Origin of the sequence: Bacillus sp. FJAT-28004 (assembly GCF_001280845.1) — a bacterium.
Lineage (GTDB): Bacteria > Bacillota > Bacilli > Paenibacillales > Paenibacillaceae > Pristimantibacillus.
Map to the genome: position 1 here is coordinate 2,223,495 of NZ_LGHP01000001.1, position 18,052 is coordinate 2,241,546.

The following is an 18,052-nucleotide window of genomic DNA, read 5'->3' on the forward strand; positions in this document are numbered from 1 at the left end:
ATTCCTCCGTTGTTTCTTTTGATGTAACTAGACTTTAACAGCTTTATTAACCCCTAATTTGTCCATTCCCATAAATAAGATATTTTGTAGAAGTCAATGCAGGCAGGCCCATTGGACCGCGAGCGTGCAGCTTTTGCGTACTAATGCCGATTTCAGCTCCGAATCCAAATTCAAATCCGTCGGTAAAGCGAGTAGAGGCGTTGTGATATACGGCAGCCGCATCTACATCTTGAATAAATCGTTCAGCATTTGCGATACTCTCGGTTACAATACATTCGGAATGTTTTGTACTGAAACGACGGATATGCGCGAGCGCAGCGTCAACATCTGAAACGATGCGGATATTCATAATGTAATCGTTGTATTCTGTACTATAGTCCTCATCTGTAGCAGGTTTGATGCCTGCTAGACGGGAAACCGTTCGATCACAGCCCCTGAGTTCAACGCCTGCTTGAACAAAACGATCAGCAAGTGCGGACAGATGCTGATCAGCAAAAGCTTCATGAACGAGCAACGTCTCCATCGAATTGCAAACAGATGGGCGTTGTACTTTTGCGTTAAAAGCGATATCGACTGCCATTGTATAGTCAGCGCTGGCATCTATGAAAGTATGGCAAATACCGGCTCCCGTTTCGATAACGGGTACTGTGGCATTTTCTATGACATTTCGAATAAGCGATGCGCCTCCGCGTGGTATAACAACGTCTAGGAGTCCATTTAGCTTGAGCATTTCGTTAACAGAAGCACGATCAGAATCCTCGATCAACTGAATAGCATCTGCTGGCATTGCAGTATCGGATAGCGCATTTTTTAAAACTTCTACGATTTTTCGATTCGACTCGATTGCAGCAGACCCGCCGCGAAGCACGACGCAGTTACCGGTTTTTAAACATAAACCAGCCGCGTCGACGGTTACATTCGGACGCGCTTCATAGATCATGCCAATGACACCGATTGGTACTCTGATTTTATTTACCTTCAGCCCGTTTGGACGATCGAAATGTTCAAGCAGTTCACCAACTGGGTCCGGCAGCTCAACAATTTGTCGAAGTCCTTCAGCAATAGAAGCTACTCGATCTTTGTTCAAGGCAAGACGATCGAGCAGGGAAGGGCTTGTGCCTTGCTCGCGTCCTCTTTGCAAATCAAGTTCATTAGCGGCAATAATTGCAGCCGTCTCGGTGATCAGAGCTTCTGCCATGCGAGTAAGGGCTGTATTTTTTTGCTCTGTGGATAAACGATTCATAATGGCTGATGCATCCTGCGCTAATGTTGCTTTTGTTCTCACTTCACTGGTCATAGCTGAAATCCCCCTTATTAATTTAATGTAATCCATTCGTCGCGATGAATAAATTCGATACGGGCGACATCGACTCTACGTTTAACTTCCTCTGTAGTTAGTCCGGCCACCGCTTGAATTTGCCATGCAGCATAGTTGACGACGCCGCGGCCAATGGTTTGGCCTTGTGGATTAACGACCTCGACGACATCGCCGGAATGGAAATCGCCTTGAATTTCTTTAACGCCGGCAGGAAGCAGACTCTTGCCGCCTTCAAGCAATGCGTGAACAGCGCCTTCATCCACAATTGCACGACCAAGCGGCATAGAGTGAAAGCCGAGCCATTGTTTCTTCATCGGCAGACTGTTCAGTTTCGTATCGAAGTAAGTACCTCGACCATTGCCTTCAACAGCCAGCTTCAGATCGCCTTCTTGCTGCACCTTGCCGATGAAAGCATGCACGCCACCGCGCATTGCGATGCGTGCTGCTTCGATTTTGGAGCGCATGCCGCCTGTTCCGACGGATGAACCAGCTCCGCCTGCGAGCTTCATAATATCCTCGGATATTTGGTCAACACGCTCGATTTTGACTGCTTGCGGGTTTTTACGCGGGTCCTCCGTGTATAAACCGTCCATATCGGTAATGATGATTAGTTGCGCAGCTTTTGTCATTGCAGCGACAAGCGCTGATAAACTGTCGTTATCTCCGAATTTAGGAACGAGCTCATCGGTTGCTACCGTGTCGTTTTCGTTAATAATCGGAATGATGCCGAGCCGCAGCAGCTCCTCGATTGTCATTAAAGCATTCTGAATGCGTCTGCGATTGGAGAAATCCGCTCGTGTAAGTAAAATTTGAGCAGCTACTATGCCATAGCCGCTAAATGCTTCCTGGTAGGCCTGCATAAGCAGTGCTTGCCCGACAGCTGCAGCTGCTTGTTTCTCATGAACGATTTTTGGTTTTGTTGCATAACCGATTTGGCGAAAGCCTGCTGCAACTGCACCTGATGTAACGAGCATCACGCCATTCCCTTTTTGATGCAAGGAAGCGAGCTCTGATGCGAAATATTGAATACGCTCGCGGTTTAGACCGCCTTCTTCGGAGGTAAGCGAGCTGCTGCCAATCTTTACGACTATACGTTCCGTCATCATTGATCCCATCCTATGCTTGTTTGGTGACAACAAAAAAGACTTCCGTCCATAAAGGACGAAAGTCTTAGCTTCCGCGGTACCACCTTTGTTGATAATTCATAAATAGAATTATCCAGCTTAAGCCTATAACAGAAGGCGCTGTCCGGTTCATAGCCGGCCGCTCGGAGGTAGGTTCAGCAAGCGGCCTTCGGTAAATTCTTGCAGCCCATGGAATTTACTCTCTGATCGCGACCCTTCTTGCTTAATTGTCCCGTCATCACGTTTCATGTTCAATTCCTACAAGCATATCACGATCCAAAGCTGCTGTAAAGCAAGGCAAATGGCGGGATTGTCCTAAAATAAATTTAGTTTTCCAATCCGTTCGACCGCTTCCTGCAAGCGTTCTTCACTCGTAAGCAGCCCGAGCCGAACAAAGCCTTCTCCATGAGTTCCAAACCCTACGCCTGGAGCGACAACAACGTCAGCCTCATAAAGGAGCAGGTCCGCAAAGGATTCAGATGTATAGCCTTCAGGTACAGGCAGCCAGCAGAAAAAAGATCCTCCCGGTCGAGCCGCTTTCCAGCCAATACGATCAAGAGCGGTAAACAAAGCCTCACGTCGGCTTTCGTACATGGCTCTTAGCTCCGTAACACATTGCTGCGGACCAGTAAGCGCGAGCGCGGCTGCTTCTTGAATGCCGCCGAATAGGCTGCAATAGTAATGATCTTGTATTAAATTGATTAGCTTAACGATTTGAGCATTTCCGATCGCAAAGCCAACACGCCAGCCAGCCATGTTATAGGTTTTGGACAAGGTGTAAAACTCAACGCCCACTTCTTTGGCGCCGGGAGTTTGCAGGAAGCTGATCGGTTGATTATCATCAAAGCCAATCGCGCCATAAGCGAAATCACTTGCTACAACGATTCCGTGCTTCTCAGCATATTCCACGGTTTGTGCATAAAATTCCGCATTTGCGACAGCGCCTGTTGGATTGTTCGGATAGTTCATGAACATAAGCTTAGCGCGCTGAGCTATTTCAGGACTAATGGCGTTATAGTCAGGCAAATAGCTGTTTTCCTCAGTTAGTGGCATAAATGACATCTCGGCTCCTGCAAGTGCAACACCAGACCAATAATCAGGGTAACCAGGGTCGGGTACGAGGCAGACATCACCGGGATTAAGCAGGCATTGGCTAATTTCGACAAGCCCGGTTTTTCCACCGAAGAGGATAGCGACTTCAGTAGTGGGATCTATATCTACGTTATAATCCTCTTTGTACCGCTTCGCTACGGCTTCCTTTAGAAAAGGGTAGCCGCTAAAGGGTGGATATTTATGATACAACGGATTAGCCGCAGCTTCCTGTAGCTTCGCAACAATATGGGGAGGAGTCGGCTGATCCGGATTGCCTTGTCCCAAATTGATGACATCGCGTCCTTTGGCCGTTTGAGCATTTGCTTTGGCGACCAGCTTGGCAAAAAATTGCGTCGGAAGTACATTCATCCGTTCCGCAGGTTGAATAAGGTGTTGACCGATTTGTGTTTCCATACCCTCACACTCCACATGACAAAATCGCTATCTATATAAGGCAATAGCTTTAATGTAGCATGAATAGGGGGAGATGAGAAGCGGCTGCTTATGCAGCAGGAATGCCTACCTTTTCGATAAAGGGTTTAATATCGGCTTTGAATAGGAACAAAAAGGGTCTGCGCTTCTCGTCAAATACGAGCAAGAGCGGTGGTTTATCCTTGCAATAAAAGAGAAATAGATCATCAGATGAGACTGAAACGTCATTTGATTTAATGGTAACGGCTTTCTCAAGCGGCACACGGTACACATAGCTGCAGCTTGAATCATTCGTTATCTGCGGAGCAAGACCCGTAATGGAATCGACCCAAGAAGCTGCCATCGCTTGATATTTGGCATCGTTTGGAATGGTTTTTGTAACTTTGCCAGCAGCTACATCGAATACTTGAACCGGCTTAAGACCAGTTTCAGGGCTAGGTGCGCTTAGTGCTTGATGAGCAGATGCGATTTGGGCAAACAGGAAAATCGAGCAGCAAGCAACAAGCATTGCGGCTATTCGTTTTGGAAGCATAACAGACATTCTCCTTTATTTCATGTAGTAGTAAATCCCTCGTTGTTACGTTTCCCATCTTGACACAGAACCATGACAGGGTATCATTAGGGGAAAAAAGGAACATCAGGAGGAAATCATATGAGTAAACCATTGCGGCTTGCGCTGCTGCAAATGCATATAGAAGCAGGAAACCCAGAGGCTAACTTCTCAAAGCTTGCAAGCATGCTTGAAGAAGCCGTCAGTCAAACAAATAAACCGGATGTCATTATGTTTCCAGAAATGTGGAACACAGGTTACGCTTTAACTGAAATACAAACGATAGCTGATCGCGAAGGTGAGCGTACTCGAGAGTTTTTATCCGAGTTCAGCCAAAAACATCAGGTACATATCATTGGAGGTTCCATAGCAGAGCTTAAGGAAGACAAAGTACTAAATACAATGTACGTTTTTGATCGTTCTGGCAATGTAGTATCCGATTATTCAAAAATTCATCTATTCCGTCTCATGGAAGAGGAAAAGTATTTGGCTGCGGGAGATAAGCTCGGCAAGTTAGAAATTGAAGGAACTAAAGCGGGTATGATGATTTGTTATGATATTCGCTTTCCGGAGCTTGCCCGTAAACTTGCGCTGGATGGAGCCAAGCTGTTGTTTGTTCCGGCTGAATGGCCGCATCCTAGGCTTCATCACTGGCGTACTCTGCTGACGGCACGCGCAATTGAGAACCAAATGTTCGTGATCGCTTGTAATCGGATGGGTTCGAGCGGCGACACGCATTTCTTTGGTCACTCGCTCGTGCTTGATCCGTGGGGAGAGACGATTGCGGAAGCGGGCGAAGAGGAAACGATTATTTACGCAGACATCGATTTGGATTTAGTTGATTCTGTACGCACAAAAATCCCGGTTTTTGAAGATCGCAGACCTTCTATATATGAAGCTTAATTACCGGTAGCTGCTTATCGTCATATTGAGCGTGCGGATAAAAGCCTCAGCAGCCTTAGATAAATATCGTCCTTTACGACTGGCCACCACTAACGTTCTGGTAGGCTTTGACGCCAAGGGAAGGTAAGTTGGAGTGAAATCAGAGCCTTTGACTCGCGTCAGCATTTGCGGGACAAAGGCTATTCCCATGCCGCCGGCGACCAAAGATTGAATGGTCTCCATGTTGCTGCTCTCGAATACGATTTGCGGAGTAAAGCCTGACTGCTCACAAAGTTCGACGGTAATTTGACGGAAACCTTGACCACGCTTAAGCCCAATAAAAGGTTCTTTATCAAGTTCGGAAATAGGGATTGAACCTTCTCTTTGTGCAAGTGGGTGCTGTGGTGGAACAGCTAAGCAAATTTCTTCTTTCAAGAACGGCTCCCATGCAAGAGAGTTATCGATGAGCGGCAGTGAGAGCAGACTTAAATCGGTACCGCCGCTAGCAGTTAGCTGTTCGAGCTTAGCGGTTGTTTCTTCAACAAGCACAACTTCTATTTGCGGGTATTGTTCACCGAATACAGGTAAAACAAGCGGTAATATATGCGAGCCTGTTAATGGTAGAGTCCCGACAACAAGTCGCCCGCGCCGCATTTGCGCCATATCGTCCATTTCCTGTTTTAATTGTTCAACAGCGTCGAGAATCGCTTGCGATTTTTGGACGAATACTTGTCCGGCTTGTGTTAATTCCACGGAATTCGTTGTCCGGCGGAATAAAAGAACACCGATTTCTTGTTCTAGCTTGGAGAGCTGCTGACTTAAAGAGGGCTGCGCAATATGAAGTTTTTCCGCAGCACGAGAAAAGTTTTTCTCCGAAGCGATTTGAATGACATAATTTAATTGTCTTAATTCCATATAAATTTTCCTTTCAACTGTTTATTATGCAAGGAAACTATCATTATAGTTATTACCTATAGACGTTATAGATATTATATCTTGGATCAATGAAGAAAGAAATGCTATAGTAGTTTCAGTTAAGAAAAGCAGAAGATTCAATGAAACGGTGGGGTGAATATAATGACGAAAAAGACAATGTTTGAAAAGATCTGGGATAATCACGTCATTAATCAAGAAGAAGGCAAGCCAAGCGTTATTTATATCGATTTGCAGCTTGTTCACGAAGTAACATCTCCGCAAGCGTTTGAAGGCTTGCGTCTATCAGGACGCAAAGTGCGTCGTCCTGATCTTACTTTCGCAACGATGGATCACAACGTACCAACGAAGGATCGCTTCAACATTACAGATCCGATTTCGAAGCAACAAATTGACACACTAACTCAAAACTGTAAAGACTTTGGCGTAAAATTGTTCGATCTTGACAGCATTGACCAAGGTGTCGTACACGTTATGGGTCCTGAGCTTGGTCTTACACACCCAGGTAAAACAATCGTTTGCGGAGACAGCCACACATCCACTCACGGTGCTTTCGGCGCATTGGCGTTCGGTATCGGTACGAGTGAGGTTGAGCACGTTATGGCTACTCAATGCTTGCAGCAATCGAAAGCAAAAACGCTTGAGGTTCGCTTTAACGGCACACGCAAACCAGGCGTAACGGCAAAAGATTTAATTCTTGGCGTTATTGCACAGTACGGAACAGATTTCGCAACAGGTTACGTCATTGAGTTTACTGGCGAAGCAATCACAAGCTTGACTATGGAAGAGCGGATGACTGTTTGTAATATGTCAATTGAAGCAGGCGCACGCGCAGGCCTAATCGCTCCAGATGAAACAACATTTAATTACCTTCGCGGCCGTCAATATGCGCCAGCTAACTACGAAGAAGCAGTTGAGACTTGGAAACAGCTTACAACTGATGAAGGTGCAGAGTATGACACAGTCGTTCACTTCGACGTTGATGCTCTAATCCCGCAAGTGACTTGGGGAACTAGCCCGGGCATGGGTACCAACATTACAGCAAAGGTTCCATTCCCTGCTGATCTTCCAACAGAGAACGAGCGTAAAGCAGCTGAAGCTGCACTGGAATATATGGATCTAAAGCCAGGAACACCAATGAATGAAATCGCAATCGATTATGTATTTATCGGTTCATGTACAAACGGCCGTATCGAAGATTTGCGCGCTGCTGCTGAAATCGCTAGAGGCTACAAAGTTAGCGATCGTGTAACGGCTATCGTCGTACCAGGCTCAGGCCGTGTAAAAATTCAAGCCGAGAAAGAAGGCCTGGATCAAATCTTTACGGAAGCAGGTTTTGAATGGCGTGACGCAGGATGCTCAATGTGCCTTGCGATGAACCCTGACGTATTGAAACCAGGCGAGCGCTGCGCTTCGACCTCTAATCGTAACTTTGAAGGTCGTCAAGGCCGCGGCGGACGTACGCACCTTGTATCGCCTGCGATGGCAGTTGCTGCCGCGATTAAAGGTCATTTCACAGATGTACGCGATTGGGAAATTAAAGCCGTAGTGTAGAACGAATGGAACGCGAGAGGGGTAAATAAGATATGGAACCGTTTAAACAACTTACAGGCATCGTAGCCCCGGTCGACCGGGTCAATGTTGATACTGATGCAATTATACCGAAACAATTTTTGAAGCGCATTGAGCGCAGCGGCTTTGGCCAATTTCTTTTCTTCGAATGGCGTTTTCATGAAAATGGTGATGTGAACGTAGAATTCGAGCCGAATAAACCGCGTTACGAGGGCGCATCTGTACTTGTTTCCCGTGCTAACTTTGGTTGCGGCTCATCCCGTGAGCATGCTCCTTGGGCTATTCTTGACTATGGCTACAAAGTTATTATCGCTCCGTCTTATGCGGATATTTTCTACAACAACTGCTTCAAAAACGGTATTTTGCCAATCAAGCTTAGCGAAGAGCAAGTGGAAGAGCTATTCCAGCGCACGGCTAAGCATGACGGCTACAAGCTTACTGTTGATTTGGAAAACAAACAGCTTTCGGATGAGCATGGTCTAACGATCTCATTTGACCTTGATGAGCACCGTCGTCAATTTTTGCTGCAAGGGCTTGACGATATCGGTTTGACTCTTCAACATGAAGACAAAATTACAGCTTATGAGCAAAAACATATCGCTCGTCTTGTGTAATTAAAATGAAATGAAGAGGACGAATCATCCCTTAGGGGAGAATCGTCCTCTTTTTTCCTTTAAACGCAACTTTTTCTGACAAGCTGCGTCTATATTTGCGTCTGTTAAAGTCGAATGCACTCATTCGATGAGGGCAATTTCAGTCATCGAGGTGGGAAATGAAAAGATTTGTATCCGTATTAATGTTTATGTCGATTTTTTTCACGATGTTCTCCGCAGTAGGACAAGCTGCTGAGGTCGTACCCAAGCTTTTCTTAAATGGTCAGCTATTGAAATCTGTTGTCAGTCCGCAAATCATCAACAGTTCAACGATTGTTCCAGTACGGACCGTATCAGAAGGCTTAGGCTATCAGATTGTTTGGGATAACACGTCCAAAACAGCGACAGTAACTCACGCCAATAATGTCATAAAGTTAAAACTAAATGACAATATGGCAGTCGTTAATGACAAAAAGGTTAAAATGGACACCTCAGTTGCAATCATTAAGGGCTACACATTAGTTCCACTACGCTTTATTGGTGAACAGTTTGGTTTGGATTTCGAATGGAAAGCTGTTGAGAAGGAAGTACATATGTACGAACAAGAACCAACAGATCCGACAGAACCGATCGATCCTGAACCGACTTTTCCGCCTGAAACAACAGGCCAGATTACAGACATTTCTTATTCTGGCGAAAGCAGAGTGACTATTGATTATGAAGGCGAAGTTAAAGCCAGCAAGCCAATGGTGCTCGAAAACCCAAAGCGTATCGTATTTGATTTTCCGAATACTAACTATTCATCGGACTTATCTTCACAGTTTTTGAATGGACAAGTTGAGGTTAATGTAACAGACAGCACTTATTTGCAAGGTTATCGTTATTCATTATTTTCGAACACGCCAGCTACCGCTCGACTAGTCATTCTTATTGGCGATAATACCGGCTATGAGATGACCGAGGAATTAGGAAAGATTCATTTTAGCTTAATGTCGGCAACAGATGTTCCAGGTACGCCGGTCGATCCTCCATCATCCAAAGTCTATAACGTTGTTCTTGATGCGGGACATGGCGGTTCAGATCCAGGTGCAGCGAGTGTATTGAAAAAGTGGGAAAAAGAATTTACGCTTAATATCGCTCTAAAGATGAAGGCATTGCTTGACAAAGAAAGCAAGATAAAGGTTCATCTAACAAGAACGGGTGATACCTATCCGACTTTAGATGATCGCGTCAAGTTTGCAGAAAGCAAAAAGGCTAATTTATTTATGTCTATTCATGCCAATAGTGGTGCTAGTTCCGCAACAGGAACTGAAACTTACTATTATCGCGATAACAGCAAGGCGTTTGCAGGTGTTATTCATAAGCATCTGATTGCCGCAACAGGTCTTAGAGATCGTGGGGTCAAGAAAGAAGCTTATAAAGTCATCAAACAAACAACGATGCCTGCTGTACTGATTGAAGCGGGATTCTTATCCAACGCTAACGATGCAAAATTGTTATTTAATGATGCGGCACAAAACAAAATAGCTGCTGAGCTTGTTGCAGGCATCAAAGAGTACTTAAATGTAAAATAGAAAGCAGGTGTTCAGTGTTATGAAAACTTTCAAAGCACGCGGGCTGCTTGCTGTCATCATTTTATCCGCTGCGCTTGTCGGCTGTGGTGCACAGGACAAGCCAGGTAATAATCCAGGCAGCACTGTATCGCCAACGACTTCACCTTCACCAGAGCCTTCACCAGAGCCTACACCGGCATTAAAAGAGCAAGATGCTATTATTTACTTAACCGATCCAGAGCTGGTTGAAACCGTGGAGCATCCAGTCAAGCTAACTTATGAGAAGGATATTGATCTGGTCAAGGCTGCAATTGCTGAATTGCAGAAAGATGCTGACGAGAATAAATTATCTTTATGGAAACGGATTGAGGTTAAATCCGTACAACTATCAGACGGGCTTGTTACACTGGATATCCATTTGCCAGATGAAGCGCGACTTGGCGCGCCAGGCGAGATGTTTGTCATTAAGACGCTTCAACAAACATTGTTTCAATTCGATGCTGTTCAATCGATCGAACTGCTTGTCGATGGACAAAAGGTTGAGACTCTGATGGGTCATGTTGAATTAGAATATCCAATGAACAAGCAATAAGCAAAGACTATGAATGGCTTCGCTCCGTCCTAGCAATAGGTTGGCGAAGCCGTTCTGCATGAGTTATTACATACTAATCAGGGGGAATATCTACTTATGACAATGCAATTTGCGAGCAAAAAGATTTTGATTGGAGCGCTAGCTTTTTCACTAGTTGCAGGAAGCGGGGTAATCATGCCTGCTTCTTTTGCATCCGCAGCCTCCGGATATACAACACCATTTACCGATGTAAGCAACGGTCACTGGGCAGAGAAGCATATAGCTAAACTTGCATTGCAAGGAATTATTGAAGGAAATAAGACATCAACAGGAGCCGCCGTATTTCGTCCGAAAGAAAATGTGAGTCAGCAAGAGGCTGTTCTGATGGCTCTAAGGTTTGCAGGTCTGGATAAAAAAGCTGATAATGACGCTATCATAGGATTTCCTAATTCTTTTTCCGTAAGCAAGTATTTTAAAGCGTATGTTACGCTAGCTTTCCAGGAAGGCTTGCTTGATCAAGCAGAAGAGTTTGAACTTGCTGCTAAAGATCCCAAAACGGCTTGGGGGACGAAGCCTGCTACCCGTGAATGGGTGACAAAACTTATGGTTCGCGCTATTCAGCAAGAGGAAGAAGCCAAACGATTGCAAAATACAGCTTCAACTTTCGCGGATGCAGCGCAAATCAATTCCTTATATAAAGGATACGTGAATGCAGCAAACAAGCTTGATCTCGTAAAAGGTGTTACGACCGACAAATTTCAACCTAAAGCGAACGTGAACCGCGCGAGTCTTGCTACGATGTTCAGCCGTGCTGAGAAGCTGTTCCCCGTAGCATATGAAGGTCAAGTGAACGGTATTGTTACTAAAATAACTGATACACAAATTACCGTTTACAGCGATAAAAAGGAAACCAACTATAGTATCAATTCAGATACGTTATTCTATCATTACAATACGGAAACACCGATTACGAAACAGCAGTTGCTTGAGTACGGAGATATAAGCATTATTGCCAAGGACGGAAAAGCGTTGTACGTCGAGGTGACGGGTGATAAAGCCTACACAAAAACAACGACAGGTACACTGGATCGTGTCATAGCGGATGAGAAGAAGCTGTATGTATGGATCAACAATAAGCCTGTGGAATTTTTCTATAATGATGCAGTAGCAGTAGTTGATACGGATGGCAAACCGTTAGCTTTGAGTGCAATTAAGAGAGATAGCCAGATTAGCATTGTGCAGGACAGTTTCCGTGATGCTCCCGCAACTCTTAAAATAATTGCATCGACACAAGCATCAGCTACGAATGTAAAAGGTACTTTCTATGGCGCGACTGGTGACCTAATTACCATTATGGAGGGTACTACACTTGTATCTAAATTGATGGCGGATACGGTAAACGTTGAAATTGAGGGAATTAACGGTGCGACAATTGGTGATCTGATTAAAGAAGCAGACCAAGTGGAGCTAACTCTTAATGAGTCAGATAAAGTAACGAAGGTGAAAGTAGTCAACCGCAATGTGAAAATGATTGCAGGTGCTCAGATTGCCGGTTTTGTTTACGATAAAAAGCTGTTAACTATCCTCGATGCTAATGGTAACAATGCCCAAGCACTATATTTTACGGATAAAACAAGAATTGAATACAGCGGTAATGTTATTTCACTTGCATCTGCAAATAGCTTATTGACTGTTAACAGAAAAATTGTTATCAGCTATACAGGAAATTCGATCGTATCACTGCAATTTTTAACTAAATATACGGGTACTTTAATTTCAATGAACTCGTCAAGTAATTTGATGAACATTCGTTTGGAGAACGGTGCTACGTTATCACTTCCATATAACACTGCTCTCGTGGAGCACTCTGCGATTGCAAATGCGTCTTTAAGTGATTTAAAGGCAGGCGATCTACTAACGCTTGATTTAAGCAGTAACCAAGATCGAGTAACAAAGATCAGAGTCCATACAAATGCTCAATACGATGTAATCTCAGTAGATGTAAATAACAAAAAGATTCGTGTCAAAAACGCGATGACAGCTCCATTTGAACTTAATGTATTAGGTACAGAATTGGTTAACGAAGCAGGTGCAACGCTCACGATTGAACAGATTACTCCAGGCTCTATTATTGCTGTGAATTACTTAGGGAAAGAAGCTGCTCGAGCACGTACAGTATCCGTTACTTATGGAAAAGTTCAATCGGTATCAGCAAACAGTGTCACGATTGTAGACCTTGTAGGTCAAACCGTTGCCTACAATGGCGATGCTGGATTTGTTATCCTCAAAGGAGCCTCACAAGGAACAGCAACGAGCTTGTTGACGGTTGGCGACTATGTTGAGGTTCAGAAGCTGGAAGGCAACAAAACACAATTGACTGTAGCTGTTGGCGAGAGCCGTGTATTTACGAACTTCAATGCAACGACATCGCAAGTATGGACGGAGAAAGCATCGGATACGGATAACCGGAATTATTTTAATGTAAACAGCCAGACCAAATACATTTTAAATGGAAATTCGGTTTCGGTAACAGCTTTTAAGTCAGGAGATACAATTACAATCTTTGGCTTTAGAAATTATGCTATTGCAATCGTCAAGTAGCTTTTTAATGAAATTTTCATGAAATATAGCCTGAGATATTCATTTTTTGTGAAAAAACTGCCCTTAGGGGCAGTTTTTTTATAGAATGTGCTTGTTTACGGTTGCTAACCGTGACAAATTTCGCTACACTTTGAACGATAGTGTTAGATTAGGGGAGAGGACGATGGTTGCGAAACAGAAAATGCGTCATGTGCTAGATATTATAGCGGACATGTTTCCAGATGCACACTGTGAGCTGATTCACAGTAATCCGTTTGAGCTTACAATAGCAGTGCTGCTGTCTGCTCAGTGTACGGATGAGACGGTCAATAAGGTAACGGTGAACTTATTTCAAAAATATAAGTGTCCCGAGGATTATTTGAGCGTGCCGCTGGAAGAACTAGAGCAGGACATTCGCCGCATCGGCTTGTTTCGAAGTAAGGCTTCAAATATACAAAAGCTTTGCCGCATAGTCATTGATAAATATGACGGGAAAGTGCCTGAAAGTCATGAGGGTCTAACCGAGCTGCCAGGTGTAGGGCGGAAGACGGCTAATGTCGTCATGTCAAATGCATTTGGCGTGCCTGCCATCGCAGTCGATACGCATGTGGATCGCGTAACGAAACGATTAGGGTTTGCTAAAGCGGATGACAGTGTTCTAGAGGTTGAAAAGAAGCTGATGAAGCTCGTTCCGCGCGAGGAGTGGACATTAACCCACCACAGGCTCATCTTTTTCGGCCGCTATCATTGTAAAGCGCAAAGCCCGCAGTGTCCGATTTGTCCGCTGCTTGATTTGTGCAAAGAAGGTAAACAACGTATGAAGCCAGGTTTTAAAACCAAAAATAAGAGTATAAAACCTAAAATAGCCAGTGAAGGATGATGAAAATGAACTGTATTTCCGTGTACACAAACAATTTTGAGCTTTTTTCTGATATTTATGAGCAAGTGCTTGAGTCTCCGCCAGAGGAGCATGAGGATATCCTCGTAGAAGGAATTACAGTTAGCGGCTCAGGTGACGTTCCTGATCAATACATCGAGCGTATGCGCGTAAAACCTGAGGTTGTCGTTATGAGAGATAAAGAACGCAACATCATGATTTTGCAGCATGGCAACGTATTTGAAATTTGTTTGCCGTCTGAAGAAGAGCAAGCCGTTTAAGGAGAAGCAAATGACAGAAATTACCGTGCAAAGCATAGCGGGAGCTATATCCGAGACAGCAGGATTAATGTCCGCTACAGGAGATACATTACATGCAAAGCAAGCACAGGAGCTAAACAGTAAGCTGACCGATGGTCGGCTTACTGTCGCTTTTTGTGGACATTTTTCAGCAGGTAAATCAACCCTTATCAATCGTTTATGCGGTACAAAGCTGCTTCCTTCAAGTCCAATTCCAACAAGCGCGAACGTTGTATCCATTCGCGGCGGTGATCGAGCATATGCAGCTGTTGAAACAGTTAAGAACGGTGTAGCTTCCAAAGCGGAAGTGCCAATCGACGAGCTTGATCGTTATTGCGTGGATGGCGAGCAATTCACCTCCGTATCCATCGTTTATCCAACGGAGCTTCTAGGAGATCATACGGTGCTGCTTGATACGCCTGGTATTGATTCGACTGACGATGCCCATCGCATGGCTACTGAATCCGCTTTGCATCTTGCAGACGTCGTGTTTTATGTAATGGATTATAACCATGTTCAGTCCGAAATCAATTTTTCTTTTGCCAAGCAATTGAAGGATTGGGGAAAGCCCTTATACTTTATTGTTAATCAGATTGATAAGCATCGTGATCGCGAGCTGTCCTTCGCGAGTTATCGGCAAAGCGTTGAGGATGCGTTTCACGCTTGGCACTTGGAGCCGGCGGGGATCGTTTATTTGTCGTTACGCGATCCCGAACACCCATTTCAAGAGTGGGAGCAATTGCTAGAGCTGCTTGATAAACTGCAAACGATCCGCAAGCCGCTATGTGTATACAGCGTAGATGCGTCACTGCGTCATGTGGCAGATGGACATTTGAAATGGAGCGAGCTGCAAGCTGAGCCTGAGCGTGAACGGCTTCTGGCGGAGGCAGGTGGCGTTGAGGCAGTAGCCCTTGTCTCTATGGAAATGGATCAGTTGAAACAGAAGATCCGTCATGTTTCTGAGCAGAAAGAGGTTTATCGGGCGCAGCTGCGCAAAGAGCTGCAAACGCTGCTCGATAATGCGAATATAACGCCAGCGGGACTGCGTGATTTGGCTCAAACGTTTCTAGAGAGCCGCAAACCTGGTTTTAAGGCTGGATTGCTATTTGCGGCAGCCAAGACTGCTGCAGAGCAGGAACGGCGCTTACTGGTGTTCAGCGAAGAGTTAAACAGCTTAATCAGTGCTTCAATCGATTGGCATGTGAAGCATTTGCTGCGCACAGAAGCTGAACGTATCGGATACGATGGGGAGCAGCTGGAAGCGGAGCTAGTACGGAATTTGGCTTGGCTGCCGGATTCGGAATGGCTTATTGCAAGGGTGAAAACAGGAGCCGTCATCAGCAACGAATATACAATGACGTTTAGCCGCGATCTAGCCGCGGATGTGAAGGCGGTTTATCGCCAGCGCGCGCTTGAAATCATCGATGCGCTGGCGGATCATGCAGCGGTGCTAGGCGAAGCTGCCGCCGCTGAGGCAGAGTCACAGCTTGCTGCGCTTCGCGCGCAGGCTGGTGCACTTCATGCGCTCACGGCGCTGGCGAAGCGCGCTGAGGAGCATAAGGCGCGGCTTGCTGCAGCGCTGCCTGAGACGCCGGCAAGGCCGGCATTGCCAGCGCCGCGTTCAGCTGGTGCTGGTGGGGGCGGGCTCGCGCAAGCAGGCGGCGTAGCTGCTGAAGCGCGGGGTGTGTTAACGAGCGTGAGCGGGCGCAGCGCGTCAGCGGAGCAGCATCACGCGGCAGCAGGGCGAAGCGCCCTTGCTGGCGGAGCAGCCTTGGCGCAGCAGCACAGCGCTGCTGCGCGCTTAGCTGGCGCTGCGGAGCTGCTTGCGCCGCATGCTGCACTGGCAGCTGCAGCGCAAGCGATGCGCGACAAGGCGAAGCGGCTGCAGGACAGCCGCTTCACCATCGCATTATTCGGCGCCTTTAGCGCCGGCAAATCATCGCTTGCGAACGCGCTGATCGGAGAACCGGTGCTCCCGGTTTCTCCTAATCCGACGACGGCAGCGATCAACCGGCTCGTGCCCCCTACGGCGGAGCACGGTCATGGTACCGCGCGCATCGTCATGAAGACGCGCGCTGCCATTGTAGACGATGTGCGCTATTCCTTAGCGCTTCTCGGAGAAAAGGCTGGTTCAGAGCAGTTGTCGGATGACGCTGCTCTTATGCGGGCGATTGATCGCCTTTCACCGGATTCCATCGGTGCTGGCGGACGCCCGCATTTTAGCTTCCTGCGCGCGGCTCGCGCCGGCTGGGCGGAACATGAACCACTGCTCGGTCAGCAGCTATCGGTCGATCAAGCGGAATACGAAAAGTATGTTGCAGAGGAATCACGTTCCTGCTTCGTAAGTGAAATCGAGCTCCATTATGACTGCGCGCTAACGGCGCAGGGCATCGTGCTCGTGGACACACCGGGAGCAGATTCCGTAAATGCTAGACATACAGGCGTAGCCTTCAATTATATTAAAAACGCGGATGCTGTTTTGTTTGTTACTTATTACAATCATGCCTTCTCGCAAGCTGACCGTCAGTTTCTGATGCAGCTTGGAAGAGTGAAGGATCAATTCGAGCTCGATAAAATGTTTTTCCTTGTTAACGCAGCTGATTTGGCAGCAGACCAGGAGGAGCTTACAGGCGTGTTAAAGCATGTCGAGACGAATCTTCTTCAACATGCGATTCGCTCGCCTCGCCTATTCCCTGTATCGAGCTTACAGGCGCTGGACGGTAAACTGGATGGAAATGCGGAGCTGTTAAAACGTTCCGGCATTGAAGCTTTCGAGCAATCATTCCTTTCATTTATTCAGAACGATCTCGGACGACTAGCTATTGATGCTGCGGAGCAAGATTTGAAACGCGCGGCTGCGACAGTAGCAGGCTGGCTTCAAAGCGCAGAGGGCGATGCAGCCGTGCGGGAAGCGGAGCTTATAGCGCTCCTGCAAGCTGTTAACGAAGCGAAGATCGATATATCAGCGCTTCAAACAGGAACGATGCCTGAGCAGCTTAAGCAGGAGCTTAGCGAGTTATTGTATTATGTCGTTCAACGTATCCAATATCGGTTTGGTGAGTTTTACAACCTAGCTTTTAATCCTGCTTCTTTGCAGGACGATGGACGTGATTTGCGCAAAGCAATATGGACATCTTGGCTTGAGCTGCAGCGGCTCGTCCAGCTGGAGCTATCGCAGGAGATGTTGGCAACCTCGCTTCGGATGGAACGAGGGGTTCATACTCAGCTGCAAAAGCAATATAGTCATACAGCTCAGCGTTTAGAGACATCAATCACAGCTTATAGCGCTGTTCCTTATGCGCCAGCTGCTTTGCCAACACCGGATGAGCCGATTGCCTGGGAATCTGATTCAGTTGATGCAAAACTGCTTTGGAGCCGTTTCAAATCACCGCGTCAATTTTTTGAAGGCGAGGGCAAATCGATACTCCGTAAAGAGCTTGAAGCGCTGCTTGCTCCTTCATTAAATGGATGGATGTCTGAGCAAACCTTACTGTGGACATCGCTATACGAGCAAATATGGCAGAATGCTGCTGAACAAGCTGGCAAACAGCTGCAAGAGGATATGCTTGCCTATGAAAGCGGCAAACGAATCTCGTTGTCCGGAAGTGCGGATACGGCTGAGCTTAAGGAGCTGTACGATCAATTGATTCATCTCTAATTGTCAATGAATAGGGAT

14 protein-coding genes are annotated in these 18,052 nt (G+C 46.1%); 9 read left to right on the plus strand and 5 right to left on the minus strand.

Features of this window, described 5'->3' with window-relative positions:
- Positions 1-46 precede the first annotated feature (46 nt).
- The 4 genes from AC787_RS09450 to AC787_RS09465 all read right to left on the minus strand — a co-directional run bounded on the left by AC787_RS09450 (position 47) and on the right by AC787_RS09465 (position 4,498).
- The gene (locus tag AC787_RS09450; protein ID WP_082360690.1) at positions 47-1,297 is read right to left on the minus strand and encodes a glutamate-5-semialdehyde dehydrogenase; all 1,251 of its coding nucleotides are present in this window, start codon (positions 1,295-1,297) and stop codon (positions 47-49) included.
- Between the two features lie 17 nt (positions 1,298-1,314).
- On the minus strand, positions 1,315-2,421 hold the full coding sequence (proB, locus tag AC787_RS09455) for a glutamate 5-kinase (RefSeq protein ID WP_054024540.1): 1,107 nt from the start codon (positions 2,419-2,421) through the stop codon (positions 1,315-1,317).
- A gap of 336 nt (positions 2,422-2,757) precedes the next feature.
- Complete coding sequence (locus AC787_RS09460) at positions 2,758-3,948, minus strand: pyridoxal phosphate-dependent aminotransferase (RefSeq protein ID WP_054024541.1); 1,191 nt, start codon at positions 3,946-3,948, stop codon at positions 2,758-2,760.
- Between the two features lie 88 nt (positions 3,949-4,036).
- Positions 4,037-4,498: a hypothetical protein gene (locus AC787_RS09465; protein ID WP_054024542.1), complete on the minus strand. Its 462-nt coding sequence runs from the start codon at positions 4,496-4,498 to the stop codon at positions 4,037-4,039.
- A 120-nt stretch (positions 4,499-4,618) separates the two neighbouring features.
- Here AC787_RS09465 and AC787_RS09470 point away from each other — a divergent pair, with 120 nt between their 5' ends.
- Entirely contained in the window at positions 4,619-5,419 is an 801-nt protein-coding gene (locus AC787_RS09470) for a carbon-nitrogen family hydrolase (protein ID WP_054024543.1), read from the plus strand.
- Here the strand turns inward: AC787_RS09470 and AC787_RS09475 are convergent, their stop codons facing one another.
- Complete coding sequence (locus tag AC787_RS09475; protein ID WP_054024544.1) at positions 5,420-6,313, minus strand: LysR family transcriptional regulator; 894 nt, start codon at positions 6,311-6,313, stop codon at positions 5,420-5,422.
- A gap of 162 nt (positions 6,314-6,475) precedes the next feature.
- Here AC787_RS09475 and leuC point away from each other — a divergent pair, with 162 nt between their 5' ends.
- From leuC to AC787_RS09515, 8 genes are all read left to right on the plus strand, one after another.
- Positions 6,476-7,885, plus strand: a complete 1,410-nt coding sequence (leuC, locus tag AC787_RS09480; protein WP_054024545.1) for a 3-isopropylmalate dehydratase large subunit — start codon at positions 6,476-6,478, stop codon at positions 7,883-7,885.
- Between the two features lie 32 nt (positions 7,886-7,917).
- Complete coding sequence (gene leuD / locus AC787_RS09485; protein WP_054024546.1) at positions 7,918-8,517, plus strand: 3-isopropylmalate dehydratase small subunit; 600 nt, start codon at positions 7,918-7,920, stop codon at positions 8,515-8,517.
- A 158-nt stretch (positions 8,518-8,675) separates the two neighbouring features.
- The gene (locus tag AC787_RS09490; RefSeq protein WP_054024547.1) at positions 8,676-10,070 is read left to right on the plus strand and encodes an N-acetylmuramoyl-L-alanine amidase; all 1,395 of its coding nucleotides are present in this window, start codon (positions 8,676-8,678) and stop codon (positions 10,068-10,070) included.
- A 19-nt stretch (positions 10,071-10,089) separates the two neighbouring features.
- Positions 10,090-10,641 (plus strand): GerMN domain-containing protein, encoded by a 552-nt coding sequence (locus tag AC787_RS09495; RefSeq protein WP_054024548.1) that lies wholly within the window; start codon positions 10,090-10,092, stop codon positions 10,639-10,641.
- 96 nt (positions 10,642-10,737) lie between these two features.
- Positions 10,738-13,221, plus strand: a complete 2,484-nt coding sequence (locus AC787_RS09500; protein WP_054024549.1) for an S-layer homology domain-containing protein — start codon at positions 10,738-10,740, stop codon at positions 13,219-13,221.
- Between the two features lie 163 nt (positions 13,222-13,384).
- Complete coding sequence (gene nth / locus AC787_RS09505) at positions 13,385-14,080, plus strand: endonuclease III (RefSeq protein ID WP_054024550.1); 696 nt, start codon at positions 13,385-13,387, stop codon at positions 14,078-14,080.
- Between the two features lie 5 nt (positions 14,081-14,085).
- Entirely contained in the window at positions 14,086-14,358 is a 273-nt protein-coding gene (locus AC787_RS09510; protein ID WP_054024551.1) for a hypothetical protein, read from the plus strand.
- A 10-nt stretch (positions 14,359-14,368) separates the two neighbouring features.
- Positions 14,369-18,034, plus strand: coding sequence for a dynamin family protein (locus AC787_RS09515; RefSeq protein ID WP_054024552.1), 3,666 nt, complete (start codon positions 14,369-14,371; stop codon positions 18,032-18,034).
- Positions 18,035-18,052 lie beyond the last annotated feature (18 nt).